Here is a 15,162-nt window from a genome sequence, read left to right on the forward strand (position 1 = left end):
GTCACGCCTCCCGGCGGTTGCCACCGCTGAGCTCGTTGTTGGCATACAGCTTCACCACGTACTGGGCGGACAGCTTGCTCGTCCCGTTGGCGGGCACGGTGAGGCGCCAGCGGCGTCCCCCCTCGAGCACGCTGCCTCGCTCCTCCTGCGCATAGGGCTCCCACGCGGGGGTGACGGTGCCCTCCTCGACCACCACCTCCGCGTTGGGCGCGGGCTGGGGGAGGCGCTCGCGGACCTCACAGACAATCTCCCGGTCCAGGTTGTTGACGAGGTCGATGAGGATGTCGTGCCACAGCTCCGTCATCGCGACGATCTTCTCACCGCTGCGGGCCTCGCTGAAGCGGGTGTTGCGCGCGCAGCGGATGGCCTGCTCCACGCCCAGGCCCAGCTTGAACTCGCCGCGAGGGGGCACCGAGGGCAGCGTGGTCGAGAGCACATACTCGCCCCCGACGTAGACCTCGGCCGGGCCCGGCAGCATGGGGGCGGCCAGCGGGTTCTTCACCTGGGCCTGCCGGTAGACGTTGTTGTCCTCGCGCGGGACGGTGACGTAGAGGACGCTGGCCTCGCCGGTGCGCGTGCCCAGGGCCACGGAGTGGAAGGTGGCGTCGGACGGGACATCCACCGTGGCATCAGCCGTGTAGCTGAAGTCGAAATGACCACTGGCCGCCCGGACATCCGCCGTACCGCCTGGCAGGGGCAGGTGGGCCGTGGAGCTGGCACGCAGCTCCGCCTCGGCCACCACGGCCATGACATCGAACTTCACCTCCACCTGGAAGCGCGCCAGCGACTCCAGGTAGAAGCGCCGCGCATCGACGGGCTGGAGCCGGTTGCGCGGGCCCTCCGTCGCCGCGGAGAGCCGCAGGTGGGTGAAGACCACCGCCTCCAGGCCGGCCTGCGAGGGGGCCGCGCCACCGCCTCCCGGGCCGCCTCGCGATACGGCCTTGGAGCGCGCGGGGGCAGCGGCAATGGCCATCGACGGGCGAGCCATGGCGGGAGCCGGCGGAGGGGGAGCCATGGCCGGCGCCGGGGCAGCGGCCATGGGCATGACGGGCATGGCCTCTTCCATCGACAGCACCTCGTCGTCCACGGCCTCCGAGTACACGGCGGACGGTTCGGACTGGTAGCCCTCGTCGGCGAGACCTCCGAGCTCGCGGACCTCGCGCCTCTGGCGCCGCTTCTCCTTGCGCTGCTCGATGGCGTCACGCACTCCACCGAAGACGGCCCCGTCCTCCCCCTCCAGGTCCGCGGGCGCCGATAGCGCGGGCAGCGCGTACGGCTCCGGAGCCCACAACCCGCGCAACAGTGATTTGCGGTCGCGGTCGAAGTCGGCGAAGAGCGCGGTGGCGCCTTGCGGTGGCGGGCGGAAACCCGCACGGCCAGGCGAGGGGGGCTGCGCGCGGCCGATGCGGATGGAGGCCAGCTCCGGCAGCTCCGTCCAGCTCATGGGCGCGGCGGTGGAGAGCACCAGCTTCACGCCGCGCCAGTCCTCGCCGGAGTACTGGCAGATGCTGGCACGCGTCACCAGCTCCACCTGCCGGCAGTCCCGCGACAGGCGGCACTGGTAGCTGGGAGCCCAGCGCGCCCCGGGGACGAAGTACTCCACGGAGAGCTCCACGCGCCGCAGCTCGCCTCCGCCGTGGCGCAGCTGCACATGCACGGACTTGTAGAGATCCGCCGCGGTCACCTCGCGCGCGGTGGAGGCCCTCGCCATCTTCTCCTCGAGGACGGTCACTTCCTCATTCAGCTTGCGCAGCTGCTCGCGCAGGGAGCGCGCCTCCACGAGGCGGGACTGCACACCATCCTGGGAGAACTGCTCCAGGGCGATGCGCGCGCCCATGGGAGCGGCCGGCGGTGGCTTGCCCTCCTCGGGCTCCGGACGCGCCGGCACGGGAATCCCACCGAGGATGGACATCTCCCAGCCGAGCTGCCGCAGCTGGCTCTCCACGGTCCGCACCTGCTGGCGCAGCGAGCGCAGCGCCGCCTCGTCCACGGTGTCCAGGGGGGCGGTCCTCGGAGGAATCCACAACCCGACGCGCACGTGGGTGGCGGAGAGGTCCGCCTGCGGGTTGTCCGTGGACAGCACGCGCACGCGCACCGTGGCGTCGAACAGCGAGAGCGGCAGCCGGGGGATTTCCAGCTCCGTGGGCGGCTTGCCGCCGGGGCAGTCCAGCGAGAGCAACCGGGTTACCCGCGCGCCCTGGTGGTAGAGCGTCACGGTGTCGAGGCGGGACTCCACGATGGGCATGCACCCTCCCGAAATGCGTTGCGCGGCACGCTAGAACGCGGCTTCGCAACCGGGCAAGGACTCGCCTCGGATTCCCACGGGCCGCACCGTGCCTCGGGCCGGCCTGGCCTCGCGTGGCGGTGCGAGCCCGCGAGGCCCGGCCGGACGTCCGTGGCTCAGCGCGTCAACTCACGCACCGCATGCCCCAGCTCGGGAAGGATGAGCTTGTGCAGCGCGAGCCGCACCGCCTTGGGCGAGCCCGGCAGCGAGAAGAGGATCATCCCCTGGTAGGTCCCCGCGGTGGCTCGCGACATCATCGCCGCGCTGCCGATCTCCTGGAAGGAGAGCATCCGGAACAGCTCGCCGAAGCCGGGCAGCGTCTTCTCGAAGAGGCCCTGCAGCGTCTCCACCGTGCTGTCCCGGCGGCCGATCCCCGTTCCTCCGGTGAAGAGCACCGCCCGCGCGCCCACCTCCTGCGCCTCCTTCAGCATGGCGCGGATGGCCTCGGGCTCGTCCTTGATGACCCGGTAGCCGCTCACCGAGTGCCCCTCGGCCTCCAGCAGCTCGCGCAGCACCCGCCCGCTCTCGTCCTTCGACTCGTCCCGGCTGTCCGAGCACGTCACCACGAACGCACTCACGTGCACCGGCGCGTGCGCCTTGTGCTCCGCCACCGGCCCGGAGCCGTGCTCGTGCCCATGGTGGTGGTCATGCCCGTGCCCGTGGTCATGGTCATGCCCGTGCCCGTGGTCATGGCCGTGCTCGTGGCCATGCTCGTGTCCGTGGTGGTGGTGGTGGTGCCCGGGACCATGCCCGTGGTCATGGTCGTGATCGTGTCCGTCGTGTCCCATCGCGCCTCCTACACGTCCTTGTCGGGCAGCTCGACGACCAGCTCTCCGTCGGCGACCTCGACCTTCACAGTGGGCTGGTCATCACACACGCCCGGAGAGGTCTCGTTCTTCCCCGTGTCCATGTCGAAGCCGACCTCGTGGCAGGGGCAGACGACCAGATTCCCCTCCAGGCGGCCCCCGGACAGCAGGCACCCCGCGTGGTTGCACCAGTCATCGAGCCCCTTGTAGCGCCCGTTGATCCTGGCCACACACAGGCTGCGCTTGCCCACCTCGTAGCCCCGCATCTCCTTTTCGGCGAAGTCCGCCGGTCCGAGCTTGATCTTCATCGACTCCGTCTCTCGTGGCTCACTGGAATGAACAACCCGGGCCCTTGTATCGCGGCGGGGCCGGTGCTGGGAGTCTTGTGTGTGAACCTCACGTTTCCGCTCGCCTGCACCCCCCTTCCCCGGGCATTACATTCCCCCCCGTGACGCCTCCCGATAAAACCGCCGTGGTCCAGGTCCTCCGGGACATCTCGCTCCTCCTGCAGATGAAGGGGGAGAACCCGTTCCGCAGCCGCGCGTACGACACCGCCGCCGACCGCATCGCCGGGCTCTCCGAGGACCTGGGCGCCCTGGCTCGCGAAGGCCGCCTGAAGGAGCTGCCGGGGATCGGCCAGGCGATCGCCGACAAGGTCTCCGAGCTGCTCACCACCGGAAAGCTCGCCTACTACGACACGCTGAAGGCCGAGTTCCCCCTGGGTGTCCTGGATCTCGTCCAGGTGCCAGACCTGGGCCCGAAGAAGGCCCTGGTCCTCGCGCGCCAGTTGGGGGTGGACGGCGTCGAGGCCCTGGAGAAGGCCTGCCGCGAGGGCCGCGTGCGCCAGTTGCAGGGTTTCGGGGAGAAGAGCGAGGCGAAGATCCTCGCGGGCGTGGAGCTGTACCGGCGCACCCGGACGCCCCGGCGGCTGCTCGGGGAGGTGCTGCCCGTGGCCGAGCGGCTGCTCGAGTCCATCAAGGCCACGCCCGGCGTCATCCGCGCGAGCGTCGGAGGCAGCCTGCGTCGGCGCGCGGAGACGGTCGGGGACGTGGACCTCATCGCCTCGGGGCCGGATGCCAACGCGGTGTTCGACGCCTTCTCGCGCGCGCCCGAGGTGGCGACCGTCATCGGCCGGGGCGAGAGCAAGTGCTCGGTGCGCCTGCACGAGAAGGATCTCCAGGTGGACCTGCGCGTCCTGCCGGACGAGGACTTCGCCACCGCCCTGCACCACTTCACCGGCTCCAAGGCCCACCACGTCCGGCTGCGGGGCATCGCTCACGACAAGGGGCTGAAGATCTCCGAGTGGGGCGTGCACCGCGCCGACGGCACCAAGCTGCACGTGCCGGACGAGGCCGCGCTCTACGCGCTGCTCGGCATGCAGTACGTCCCGCCCGAGCTGCGCGAGGACACCGGGGAGATCGAGGCCGCGCTCGAGGGGCGGCTGCCCACGAACCTGGTCTCCTTCGAGGATCTCCAGGGCGCCGTGCACGCGCACAGCACCTGGTCGGACGGGAGGAACTCGCTGGAGGAGATGGCACGCGCGGCCCAGGCGCTGGGGCTCAAGTTCCTCACCGTCACCGAGCACAGCCAGGCGGCCATCTACGCCGGGGGCCTCAAGGAGGACGACCTGCGGCGCCAATGGGAGGAGATCGACCGCGTCAACGAGACAGTCAAGGGCCTCCGGCTCCTCAAGGGCATCGAGGTGGACATCCTGGAGAGTGGTGCCCTGGACTACTCGGACAGCGTGCTCGAGAAGCTGGAGGTGGTCATCGGCTCCATCCACGTGCGGCACGGCATGGACGAGGAGCAGATGACGCGCCGGCTGCTGGCGGCCTTCGACAACCCGCACCTGCACATCCTCGGACACCCCACCGGGCGGCTCATCCACAGCCGCGAGGCCTACCCGGTGCGCATGGAGGCGGTGCTCGACAAGGCCGCCGAGCGCGGGGTGGTGGTCGAGGTCAACGGCAAGCCGGAGCGGTTGGACCTGAAGACGGAGCACGTGCGGCTGGCGCTCCAGCGCGGGGTGAAGCTGGTGGTGAGCTGCGATGCGCACAGGGCCTCGGACCTGGGCAACCTGGCCTTCGCCGTGGCCACCGCGCGCCGGGGCTGGGCCCGCCAGGAGGACGTCCTCAACACCCTCCCCGCCGAGCAGTTCATCTCCACCCTCCGCAAGCTGCGAGCCGCCTGACGCGGGCCGTCACCGGTGCTAGGCTCGCCGGGCCTTGCTGCGCCGACTGCTCCCGCTCGTCCTCCTCCTGCTCGCCACCCCGGTCTCCGCCTCGGAGCCGGAGCGCCCCTCCCGTGCCGATCTGCAGCGGGCGCTCTCCCTGTATGAACAATCCGTGGTGCGGGTGCGAGGCTCCCGCGCCGCCGGCCCGGGCATCATCGTGGGCACCGAGGGCCAGGTGCTCACCTCCGTGCGCCACGTCAACCTGGACGCCGCGCAGGTGGAGTACGGCGGGCGGACGCTGCCAGCCACGGTGGTGCTCGCCAACGCGTACCTGAAGGTGGCCGTCGTCGCCGCCCCCGCCGGCACCTACCCCGCCGCGGCCGTGAAGCCGAACACCGGGAGTCTCCCCGGCCAGTGGCTCATCGGCATCATCCCCGGCAAGGGCAGGCGCAAGGACACGCCGGCCTCGGCCCTGGCGCGCAAGGCGCCCGCGCCCTTCTTCGACGTGGACCTGGCGCTGCCTCCGGGCAGTCCCCTCTACGATGAGACGGGCCGGCTGGTGGCGGTGTCCGTGCAGCGCAAGGGACGCGGCTGCCGGGCCCTGCCGCTGGACGTCGTCCGGCAGCAGCTCGCCCCGAAGGTGGCCGCCCCGTGAGCGCCTCCGCGGCTACCCCCTGGCGCCCCACCGCCGTGCAGGAGGTGGTGGGCCTGTGGGGCCTCGGCTTCCTGGGCATCATCCTCGCCTTCCTCTTCTTCGGAGGCACCGCCGTCCCCAAGCTGGTGGCCACGGTGGGCTTCCTCTACCTGCCGCTCATCACCATGCGCTGGCGCGGCGAGGACTACCGCGACTACGGGCTCTCCCTGCGCACCTGGCGCCAGGACGTGCGCCTCTTCCTCGTCATGAGCGCGGTGGTGTTCCCCCTCTTCTTCGGGGCCTTCTTCGTGTGGACGGAGGTGCTGCAGCACCTGCCCGCGGAGCTGGCGCGCCTGCTGGCCCCCTTCCGGGGCTCGGCGCACTTCACCCCGCGGCTGCCGCCCCGCTTCGCCGAGTGGGTGGTGGATCAGCTCTTCGTGGTGGCCCTGCCCGAGGAGTTCTTCTACCGGGGCTACATACAGGCGCGCCTGCGCGATGCGTGGCCCCAGGGGCGGCGCTTCCTCGGCGTGCGGCTGGGCCCGGCCTTCTGGCTGACGGCGCTGCTCTTCGCCCTGGGCCACCTGGCCATCTTCCAGGTGTGGCGCCTGTCCGTCTTCTTCCCCGCCCTGCTCTTCGGCTGGATGCGCGAGCGCACCGGCAGCGTGGTGGGCGCCGCCCTCTTCCACGCCGCCGCCAACCTCTTCGTGCGCTTCCTCGAGGTGTCCTTCTTCGGCGTGTGACTCAGGGCCCCAGGTGGCGCACTTGCAGGTCCGCCGCCACCGTCAGCGTGGTGCCCTCGGCCAGCTCCACCCAGCCCGCCGGGCGCTTGAGGTGCGTGGCCACCACCACCGAGCGCCGGCGCCGGTGTGCCGCCACGCCCGGCTGCGTGTCGTGCGTCTCGGGGGTGATGCCGCACACCTCGCAGCGGTCCGTGCCCTCCAGGCGCGTGTAGTACAGCGGCTGGCCGCCCAGGCGCGTGGCCACCAGGATGTAGCCGTTGGTGGCGAGCAGGTTCACCGTGGAGGTGCGCGCGGCCCCCGCCCGGGCCGAGGCCTGCGACAGGCTCCGGGCCGTCTCCGCCAGCAGCCGGCCGGCCACCTCCGCCGGGAGCCTCGGGTCATCCGCGTGCCCCGTCTCCCACAGCCGCTTGAGGAAGAGCGCGAAGGCCACCTCGCTGTCCGTCTCCCCGCGGATCTGCCGCTTGAGGAAGTCCGGCACCTCGTCCAGCAGCCCGGCCCGGATGCTCGGGTAGTCCTCCAGGAGTCCCTGGTGCGCGAACAGCCAGCGGCGCGAGCGGAACGGCTGGGTGTTCTCCTCCAGCGACAGCCCCACGGGCAGGCGCCGCCCGTGGAAGAGGAGCACCTCCGTCTCGTGCGGCGGAGCGAGCGATTCCAGGGTCAGGTCCGCGTCCCGGGGGAAGCGGCGGAGCAGGACGTCATCCTGGGCATAGGCGCCGATGCCCACGGCGTTGGAGCGCCCCTCCTCCCCCTGGAGAGCCACCTGCTCTTCCAGCCGATGCAGCTCGCACCGCACCAGGTTCGGGTCGGACGTCAGGACGGCCAGCGCGACGGACATTCGGGAAACCCCCTTGTTGCCTCTATAGATAATGACGCCCTCCCGGCCGCTCAACCCGGGTTTCCCCCCGCCGCCACCCCAGCCAACCCCTTGAAAGGACTGGGGTTTACCCATACACAACGTTTGACAGCCCGAGTGCGAGGTGCCTAACATCCCGGCGCCTTCCAGAGGGTTGGGGATTCAACGGCCCTCCATGGCTACACCGGAGACGGAATGTCGGACGACATCGCGATCGGCATCGACCTGGGAACCTCCACCTCGTGTGTTTCCGTGGTGCAGGACGGTCAGCCGTTCGTCATCCCCAACGAGTGGGGAGAGACGACCCATGCCTCGTGCGTGTCCTTTCTGGAGGACGGCTCGGTGCTGGTGGGCAACGCGGCCAAGCGCAACATCATCACCAACCCCGAGTGCACGGTGTACTCGGCCAAGCGCCTCATCGGGCGCTACTTCTTCTCCGACGAGGTGAAGAAGGCCCAGGCGGTGATGCCGTATCAAATCGTCGAGGGCGACAACAACTCGGTGCGCGTCGCCGTGCGGGGGCACAACTACTCGCTGCCGGAGATCTCCGCGCTGGTGCTCAAGGAGATGAAGGCCATCGCCGAGGGGTACCTGGGCCGCGAGGTGACGAAGGCGGCCATCACCGTGCCCGCCTACTTCAACGACAACCAGCGCCAGGCCACCAAGGACGCGGGCCGCATCGCCGGGCTGGAGGTGCTGCGCGTGCTCAACGAGCCCACCGCGGCGGCGCTCGCCTACGGCTTCGGCCGCGAGGTGAGCCAGCGCGTGGTGGTGTACGACCTGGGCGGCGGCACCTTCGACGTCTCCATCCTGGAGATCGGCAAGGACGTCTTCGAGGTGCTGTCCACCGCCGGTGACACGTACCTGGGCGGCGACGACTTCGACGACCGCATCATGACGTGGCTGGCCGACGACTTCATGAAGCGCACGCGGTTGGACTTGAGGCAGAACAAGTACTGCCTGCAGATGCTCAAGGACGCGGCCGAGCGGGCGAAGATCGACGTGGGCAGCAAGGGCGTGGCGGAGGTGAACTGCCAGGGCATCTGCCAGGACGCGGGCGGCAACGTGCTGGACTTGACGGGCAAGCTCACCCAGGACCAGTTCAACCGGATGGTGATGGACCTGGTGCAGCGCACCTTCAAGGTGTGCGACGAGGCCCTGCAGTCCGCGCGCATGACGGCGGCGGACATCGACGCGGTCATCCTGGTGGGAGGCCCCACGCGCCTGCCCATCATCCGCAACTCGGTGCGCCACTACTTCCAGAAGGAGCCCAAGGAGGGCATCAATCCGGATCAGGTGGTGGCCATGGGCGCGGCGCTGCAGGCCAACGCGCTGCTGGACGCGGCCACGGAGACCTTCCTGGTGGACGTGACGCCGCTGTCGCTGCGGATTGGCACGGTGGGCGGCTACACGGAGAAGGTCATCGACAAGAACACCCCGGTGCCCATCGACCGCTCGAAGACGTTCACCACCAGCCGTGACGGCCAGGAGAAGGTGAAGATCCGCGTCTACCAGGGCGAGTCCAACCGCGCCGACGAGTGCGAGATGCTGGGTGAGTTCGAGTTCTCGGGCTTCCGCATCGGCTACCGGGGCGAGGTGAAGATCGACGTGACGTTCGAGATCAACACCGACGGCCTGGTGAACGTGTCGGCGGCGGACCAGGAGACGGGCCAGAAGACGTCCACCACGCTGACCATGTCCTCGGGCATGTCGGAGGCGGACATCCAGGCGTCCATCCAGGCCAACAAGCAGATTCATCTCGCGGGGCATGGGGCGGATCTGCCCGCCGTGGCCACCAGTCGAGGGAGATAGACGAGCGCGATGTCCCAGCCTCCCCAGAACGGCGACGGCAAACCCCCCGCCCCTCCGGCCACGAGCCAGCCCGCGGCGCCGGGCTCGAGGACGGGTCCGGCCGCGGCCACCGCGGCCCCCGCCCGTCCACCGCCGCCCCCGGGTACCCCGCCCGCCGCGGCCCCCGCCCGGCCTCCGGTGACCGGAGCGCCGGCCCAGCCTCCCGCGCGCCCGACCGCGACGGTCCCCGCCGTGCCCTCCGGCATCCGTCCGACCGCGACCGTCCCCGCCGTGTCCTCCGGCGTCCGCCCGGCCGGGCCTGGTGCGCCCGCGACGCCAGGAGCGCCCGCGGCGGGTGCCCGGCCGCCCTCGTCTCCAGGTTCGCCCGCCGTCCCCCCGGCGGCACGTCCGCCTCCTCCGCCGGGAACGCCCGCCGCCCCCTCGGGAGTGCGTCCGCCCCCGCCGCCAGGAGTGGCCGCCCCCGCCGCCTCGGGAGCCCGTCCGGCCGTGCCTCCGGGTGCGCCCGCGGCCCCGGGTGTGCCCCCGGCCGCGCCGCCACGCCCGCCCGGGACGCCCTCCGCGACGCGCCCCTCCGCCACCGGGATTCCGAGCGTGGCATCCGCGCGGCCGCCGCCCCCGCCCGGGACGCCCCCGGCGCCACCGGCCCCCGGCGTTCCCCCTCCTCCACCGGCCGCGGCCCAGCCGCCCCGCGCGCAGCCGCCCACGCTGGCCCCTGGGGCCGCCGTGCCGCCCCCCGTGAGCACCGCGCCCACCGCGCCTGGCTCGGGGCCGCGTCCCGCCATCCGGCCCACCACCTCGCTGCCGGCCGTGGCGCCCGCGGGCAGCACGCCCGCGCGGCCTCCGTCCGGAGCCGGCCCGGTGCGTCCACCACCGCCTCCTCCCGCCGCGCTCCAGCCGCCGCCTCCTCCCGTCGCGCCGTCCATCGCGCCGCTCGTGCCCCCGGTGGCTCCGGCCGTCCCGCCCCCACCTCCCACCGCCGCTGTCCAGCCGCCTCCCCCGCCGCCCGCCGCGGCCGGGAGGGCGACCATGGACCTCGACCCGAACCAGATGGCCGAGCTCTGGGATCGCTGCTCCCGGCTGGACCAGATGGACTACTTCGAGGTCCTCATGGTGGAGCGCAGCGCGGCCCCCGCGGACATCAAGAGTGCCTTCTACCGGGAGAGCCGCACCTATCACCCGGACCGCTTCTTCCACCTGGACAACAAGGAGCTGAAGGACCGGGTCCACGATCTCTACAAGCGCGTCACCGAGGCCTATTACGTGCTCCGGGACGACGCGAAGCGCCGGCAGTACACGGCGAACATCTCGGGGCCGGACCGGGCCCAGAAGCTGCGCTTCACCGAGTCCTCCGAGGCCGAGACGCGCGCCGCGTCCAAGCGCCAGGTGGAGGAGCAGATCGGCGTGCACCCCAAGGGGCGGCAGTTCTACCAGACGGGCGCGGCGGACGCCGACGCGGGCCGCTGGGCCTCGGCCGAGCGCAATCTGAAGATGGCGCTCACCTATGAGCCAGCCAACACCCGGTACAAGGAGAAGCTCGCCGAGGTGCAGAAGGTGCTACTGGACGAGTCACGCAAGCAGGGCGACGCCTTCAAGATTCGCTGACGCGAGAAGGGGGACGGCGTGACGATCGATCTGATCATCCTGGGCCTGGTGCTGCTCTTCGCCGTGGTGGGCGCCATCACCGGTGGGGCCAAGCAGATCGCCAACCTGGTGGCGCTCGCGGTGGCCTGGTACGTGTCGCGCAAGCTGGGCACCTACGTGGGGCCGAAGATGTCGGCCGCCCTAGGGGGCGCGCCGCTGTTCGTCGGGACGATCGCCGGCACGCTGGTGCTGTTCCTCACCGTACTGGTGGTGGTCCGCTACACCCTCACCTACTTCCTGAAGCGGCTCTTCGGCGGCGAGGACCGGGAGAAGCAGGGCGCGGACAACGCCATCGGCTTCGTGCTCGGCGGGACGAAGGTGGTGCTCATCGTCTACGTGGTGCTCAGCGCGCTCGTCTTCGCCGAGCAGTACATCATCGTCGCGGGCAAGCGCATGGGCGTGTCGCCCAAGGACTCGGTGTCCTTCGGGCTGGCACGCCGCTACAACCTCTTCGAGATGACGCAGTTCTCCGGGGTGAAGGACATGGTCGCGGTGGCCCAGGTGGCCAGCAACCCGGAGAAGGCGAAGCGCCTGGCGGACAACCCGGCCTACAAGTCGCTGAAGCAGGACCCGCGCTTCCAGCGGGCCCTGTCGGACAAGCAGCTGCGCGCGGCACTGGAGCGAGGTGACACGCAGGCGGCGCTGCGCAGCAACCTCGTGCTCCAGCTCCTGCAGGACCCGCAGTTCGCGGCCCGGTTGGGGGCCGCGGCGCGGGCGTCCGAGCGCGGCGAGTAGCCGGAGGGGCTAGAAGGCCCCGAGCCCGGCGCTCGCCTCCAATCCACCCAGGCGGGCGCGGACGAAGCCCTGGTCCACGGTGACCTGGCGGCGGCGGTGCTCGGGGGCCTCGAACATCACGTCGGACATCACGTGCTCGAGAATGGAGCGCAGGCCGCGCGCGCCCAGGCCCTTCTCGATGGAGAAGCGCACCACCTCGCGCAGGGCGTCCTCCGTCAGATCCAGCTCGATGCCGTCCAGCCCCAGCAGCTCGCGGTACTCGCGGACGATGGAGTCTGGGGGCTCGGTGAGCACGCGCAGCAGCTCCGGCTCGCCGAGCAGCTCCAGCTGGACCACCACCGGCAGGCGGCCGAGGAACTCGGCGAGGATGCCGAAGTCCACCAGCTGCTTGGTGGTGATGCGCCGACGCACCTTCTGGACGTCCTGGGCGCCGAAGCCCATGGGCCGGGTGTCGACGTTGCCGCCGTACTCGTGCAGATCCGAGAAGGTGCCCGCGCAGATGAACAGGATGTCCCGGGTGTCGATGGGCACGAAGTCCCCCCGGTTGAACGTCTGCGTGACATTCATCGGCACGAAGACCTCGCGGCCTTCCAGCAGCTTGAGCAGGGCCTGCTGCACGCCCTCGCCGCCGATGTCCCGGCTCCCCGCCCCGTTGCGAGCGCCCTGCGAGCGCCGGGCGATCTTGTCCACCTCGTCGATGAAGATGATGCCCCGCTGGGTGTCCTCCACCGAGTGGTTGGCCTTGAAGAGCAGGTCGGCCACCATCACCTCCACGTCCTTGCCGTAGTAGCCGGCCTCCGTGTACTCGGTGGCGTCCACGGTGGTGAACGGGACGGAGAGGATCTCCGCGAGATTGCGGGCGATGTGCGTCTTCCCGCTCCCGGTGGGCCCGATGAGCAGGATGTTGCTCTTCTTGAGCAGCGAGGTGCGCCGCAGCCGGCGCGCTTGAACTCGTTTCAGGTGATTGTGCGCGGCGATGGCTACGGCTCGCTTGGCCGCCTCCTGGCCGATGACGAATCTGTCCAACCGCTCGTAGATTTCCCGTGGGGTCATCAACGGCGAGTCCCTGCGTGCGGACGACTCCATGTACCCTCCCCTTGGCTCCATGCGGGCTCCCGGACCTCCTCTGGGGAAGGGTAGGAATCCGCTGGAGGACAGCCCACTCATTGCGTTGGGAAGGGGGGCCACTCCCGAGGCTGGCCGGTTGCCCCTCAACCAGGAGTTGAACGGCGGGGAGTTTCCCGATACTTCCCGCGCTGTCCCTTGTTGGACACCGTCCACCCCTAGACCGGGAGATCAGGAACGCCGATGCCGCCCATCACTCCTCAGCACCGCTGGACCCTCGCTGATGCCCAGGACACCTATGGCATCCGCAATTGGGGCGCCCCCTACTTCGGCGTCAACGAGAAGGGGCACGTGTGTGTCCATCCGGATGGCCCCACGGCCCCGAACATGGACCTGAAGGAGCTGGTGGACGAAGTCCGCCGCCGTGGCATTGGACTGCCGTTGCTGATCCGTTTCACGGACGTGCTGCGTCACCGCGTGGTGCACCTCAACCAAGCGTTCCGCAAGGCCATCTCCGAGCACAACTACAAGGGCGTCTACCAGGGCGTCTACCCCATCAAGGTCAACCAGCACCGGTACGTGGCGGAGACCATCGTCGAGACGGGCAAGCAGTTCGGCTACGGCCTGGAGGCCGGCAGCAAGCCGGAGCTGCTCGCGGTGATGGCGCTGCTGGACCAGGAGGACGCGCTCGTCATCTGCAACGGCTACAAGGACGAGGAGTACGTCGAGACGGCGCTGCGCTTCAGCCGCCTGGGCCGCAAGGTGATCCTGGTGGTGGAGAAGCCCTCGGAGCTGCCCCTCATCGCCGAGGTGGCACGCAAGACGGGCATTGCGCCGCGCATCGGCATGCGGGTGAAGCTGTCCTCGCGTGGCGCGGGCAAGTGGGAGGCCTCGGGCGGAGACCGCTCGAAGTTCGGCCTGTCCTCCTCGGAGCTGATGAGCGCCATCGGCTTCCTGAAGGAGTCGGGGCTGCTGCCCTCCTTCGAGCTGCTGCACTTCCACCTGGGAAGCCAGATCTCCAACATCCGCAACGTGAAGAACGCGCTGCGCGAGGTGGGCCGCTTCTTCGTGGAGGTGGCGCGCCAGGGCGCTCCGCTGAAGTACCTGGACGTGGGCGGCGGCCTGGGCGTGGACTACGACGGCTCGCAGACGAACTTCACCTCGTCCATGAACTACACGACGGAGGAGTACGCCAACGACGTGGTGTTCGCGGTGATGGAGGCGTGCGACTCGGCGGGCGTGCAGCACCCCACCCTGGTGTCCGAGTCGGGCCGCGCCATCGTGGCGCACCACGCGGTGCTGGTGGTGGACGTGCTGGGCACCAGCGAGTTCGATCCCGTGAGCGTGCCGGAGAAGACGGACGACAAGGCGCCCTCGGTGGTGCGCAACCTGCTGTCCACCTTCAAGGAAGTCACGAACAAGAACCTGCTCGAGGCCTACCACGACGCCCAGGACTACAAGGAGGAGACGCTCACGCTCTTCTCGCTGGGTCACCTGTCGCTCGAGCAGCGGGTGATGGCCGAGAACATCTTCTGGGCGCTCTGCCACAAGATCATGCGGATCGCCGGCGAGTCGGGAGAGATTCCCGAGGAGCTCGAGGCGCTGGAGAAGCAGCTGTCGGACACCTACTTCTGCAACTTCTCGGTGTTCCAGTCGCTGCCGGACTCGTGGGCGATTGATCAGCTCTTCCCCATCATGCCCATCCACCGGCTCAACGAGCGGCCGTCGCGGCGCGCGGTGCTGGCGGACATCACGTGCGACTCGGACGGGAAGATCGATCACTTCATCGACAAGCGTGAGGTGAAGGACGCGCTCGAGCTGCACCCGCTCAACAACGACGACTACTACCTGGGCATCTTCCTGGTGGGCGCCTACCAAGAGATTCTGGGCGACCTGCACAACCTCTTCGGTGACACGCACGCGGTGCAGGTGTCGCTGGGGCCCAACGGCGGCTACCTGATCGACCACGTGGTGGAGGGCGATACGGTGACCGAGGTGCTCAACTACGTGAGCTACAACAAGGACGACCTCGTGGCGAAGCTGCGCAAGTCCACCGAGGTGGCGCTGCGCAACGGGAAGCTGACGCTGGACGAGTCGCGCCAGCTGCTGCGCATGTACGAGGAAGGCCTGTCCGGCTACACGTACCTGGAGCGCGAGGTGGACGCCTCCTTCGTCGCCGGGCACGGTCAGCTGCGCCTGGTGGCCCAGGACGCGGGGACGCCCGGCAAGGCCCCCGTGCCGCCCACCGGCACGGGCAGCTGAGCCACACGGTAGAGCCCGGGATGTGATGAAGCCCCGCGAGCACCCTCAGGTGCCGCGGGGTCTTCTTTTTTCCGCGATCCGCTCACCGCGTACGGGATGCGGAGACGTCCGGTGCATCCCCATCCCGAGGGAGACGGCACCACCCGCCGCATTCCTT

Annotated in this window: 13 protein-coding genes; 7 read left to right on the top strand and 6 right to left on the bottom strand. The window is 70.2% G+C overall.

The window, feature by feature from the left end; genetic code table 11:
• Position 1: 1 nt before the first annotated feature.
• The 3 genes from NR798_RS31100 to NR798_RS31110 form a co-directional block, all read right to left on the bottom strand.
• Positions 2–2,245 (bottom strand): mucoidy inhibitor MuiA family protein, encoded by a 2,244-nt coding sequence (locus NR798_RS31100; RefSeq protein ID WP_375766149.1) that lies wholly within the window; start codon positions 2,243–2,245, stop codon positions 2–4.
• Between the two features lie 155 nt (positions 2,246–2,400).
• Entirely contained in the window at positions 2,401–2,868 is a 468-nt protein-coding gene (locus NR798_RS31105; RefSeq protein ID WP_375773846.1) for a molybdenum cofactor biosynthesis protein B, read from the bottom strand.
• 212 nt (positions 2,869–3,080) lie between these two features.
• Positions 3,081–3,398, bottom strand: a complete 318-nt coding sequence (locus tag NR798_RS31110; protein ID WP_375766150.1) for a Rieske (2Fe-2S) protein — start codon at positions 3,396–3,398, stop codon at positions 3,081–3,083.
• Positions 3,399–3,523: 125 nt separating this feature from the next.
• Between NR798_RS31110 and polX the strand changes: the two genes are divergently transcribed.
• From polX to mrtX, 3 genes are read left to right on the top strand one after another with little or no spacing between them, the layout of a single operon-like run.
• Complete coding sequence (gene polX / locus NR798_RS31115) at positions 3,524–5,281, top strand: DNA polymerase/3'-5' exonuclease PolX (protein WP_375773847.1); 1,758 nt, start codon at positions 3,524–3,526, stop codon at positions 5,279–5,281.
• A 34-nt stretch (positions 5,282–5,315) separates the two neighbouring features.
• Positions 5,316–5,918, top strand: a complete 603-nt coding sequence (locus tag NR798_RS31120) for a serine protease (RefSeq protein ID WP_375766151.1) — start codon at positions 5,316–5,318, stop codon at positions 5,916–5,918.
• Positions 5,915–6,637 (top strand): myxosortase MrtX, encoded by a 723-nt coding sequence (gene mrtX / locus NR798_RS31125; protein ID WP_375766152.1) that lies wholly within the window; start codon positions 5,915–5,917, stop codon positions 6,635–6,637. Before NR798_RS31120 ends, mrtX begins: the two co-directional genes overlap by 4 nt.
• A gap of 1 nt (position 6,638) precedes the next feature.
• On the opposite strand, the gene NR798_RS31130 is transcribed toward mrtX, so the two are convergent.
• Positions 6,639–7,472 (bottom strand): class II glutamine amidotransferase, encoded by an 834-nt coding sequence (locus tag NR798_RS31130; RefSeq protein ID WP_375766153.1) that lies wholly within the window; start codon positions 7,470–7,472, stop codon positions 6,639–6,641.
• A gap of 213 nt (positions 7,473–7,685) precedes the next feature.
• On the opposite strand from NR798_RS31130, the gene dnaK reads away from it, so the two are divergent.
• Complete coding sequence (gene dnaK / locus NR798_RS31135) at positions 7,686–9,302, top strand: molecular chaperone DnaK (protein ID WP_375766154.1); 1,617 nt, start codon at positions 7,686–7,688, stop codon at positions 9,300–9,302.
• Here dnaK and NR798_RS31140 read toward each other — a convergent pair.
• Positions 9,245–10,330 carry a hypothetical protein gene (locus NR798_RS31140; RefSeq protein ID WP_375766155.1) on the bottom strand — a complete coding sequence of 362 codons (1,086 nt, stop codon included), beginning with the start codon at positions 10,328–10,330 and terminating at the stop codon, positions 9,245–9,247. The genes dnaK and NR798_RS31140 overlap by 58 nt on opposite strands.
• On the opposite strand from NR798_RS31140, the gene NR798_RS31145 reads away from it, so the two are divergent.
• Both NR798_RS31145 and NR798_RS31150 read left to right on the top strand, forming a co-directional pair.
• Entirely contained in the window at positions 10,329–10,904 is a 576-nt protein-coding gene (locus tag NR798_RS31145) for a J domain-containing protein (protein ID WP_375766156.1), read from the top strand. The genes NR798_RS31140 and NR798_RS31145 overlap by 2 nt on opposite strands.
• An 18-nt stretch (positions 10,905–10,922) precedes the next feature.
• Positions 10,923–11,678 (top strand): CvpA family protein, encoded by a 756-nt coding sequence (locus NR798_RS31150; protein WP_375766157.1) that lies wholly within the window; start codon positions 10,923–10,925, stop codon positions 11,676–11,678.
• 9 nt (positions 11,679–11,687) lie between these two features.
• Here the strand turns inward: NR798_RS31150 and clpX are convergent, their stop codons facing one another.
• Positions 11,688–12,764 carry an ATP-dependent Clp protease ATP-binding subunit ClpX gene (gene clpX / locus NR798_RS31155; RefSeq protein WP_375766158.1) on the bottom strand — a complete coding sequence of 359 codons (1,077 nt, stop codon included), beginning with the start codon at positions 12,762–12,764 and terminating at the stop codon, positions 11,688–11,690.
• 222 nt (positions 12,765–12,986) lie between these two features.
• On the opposite strand from clpX, the gene speA reads away from it, so the two are divergent.
• Positions 12,987–15,005: a biosynthetic arginine decarboxylase gene (speA, locus tag NR798_RS31160; RefSeq protein ID WP_375766159.1), complete on the top strand. Its 2,019-nt coding sequence runs from the start codon at positions 12,987–12,989 to the stop codon at positions 15,003–15,005.
• Positions 15,006–15,162: the final 157 nt, after the last annotated feature.

The organism is Archangium gephyra (assembly GCF_042230915.1).
GTDB lineage: Bacteria > Myxococcota > Myxococcia > Myxococcales > Myxococcaceae > Archangium > Archangium gephyra_B.

What these genes read in the sequence shown, in the direction of transcription:
- dnaK (WP_375766154.1), top strand. Translation starts at nt 7,686, where the DNA reads ATGTCGGACGACATCGCGATCGGCATCGACCTGGGAACCTCCACCTCG.
- NR798_RS31145 (WP_375766156.1), top strand. Translation starts at nt 10,329, where the DNA reads ATGGACCTCGACCCGAACCAGATGGCCGAGCTCTGGGATCGCTGCTCC.
- NR798_RS31130 (WP_375766153.1), bottom strand. Translation starts at nt 7,472, where the DNA reads ATGTCCGTCGCGCTGGCCGTCCTGACGTCCGACCCGAACCTGGTGCGG.
- speA (WP_375766159.1), top strand. Translation starts at nt 12,987, where the DNA reads ATGCCGCCCATCACTCCTCAGCACCGCTGGACCCTCGCTGATGCCCAG.
- NR798_RS31140 (WP_375766155.1), bottom strand. Translation starts at nt 10,330, where the DNA reads ATGGTCGCCCTCCCGGCCGCGGCGGGCGGCGGGGGAGGCGGCTGGACA.
- NR798_RS31100 (WP_375766149.1), bottom strand. Translation starts at nt 2,245, where the DNA reads ATGCCCATCGTGGAGTCCCGCCTCGACACCGTGACGCTCTACCACCAG.
- clpX (WP_375766158.1), bottom strand. Translation starts at nt 12,764, where the DNA reads ATGGAGTCGTCCGCACGCAGGGACTCGCCGTTGATGACCCCACGGGAA.
- NR798_RS31110 (WP_375766150.1), bottom strand. Translation starts at nt 3,398, where the DNA reads ATGAAGATCAAGCTCGGACCGGCGGACTTCGCCGAAAAGGAGATGCGG.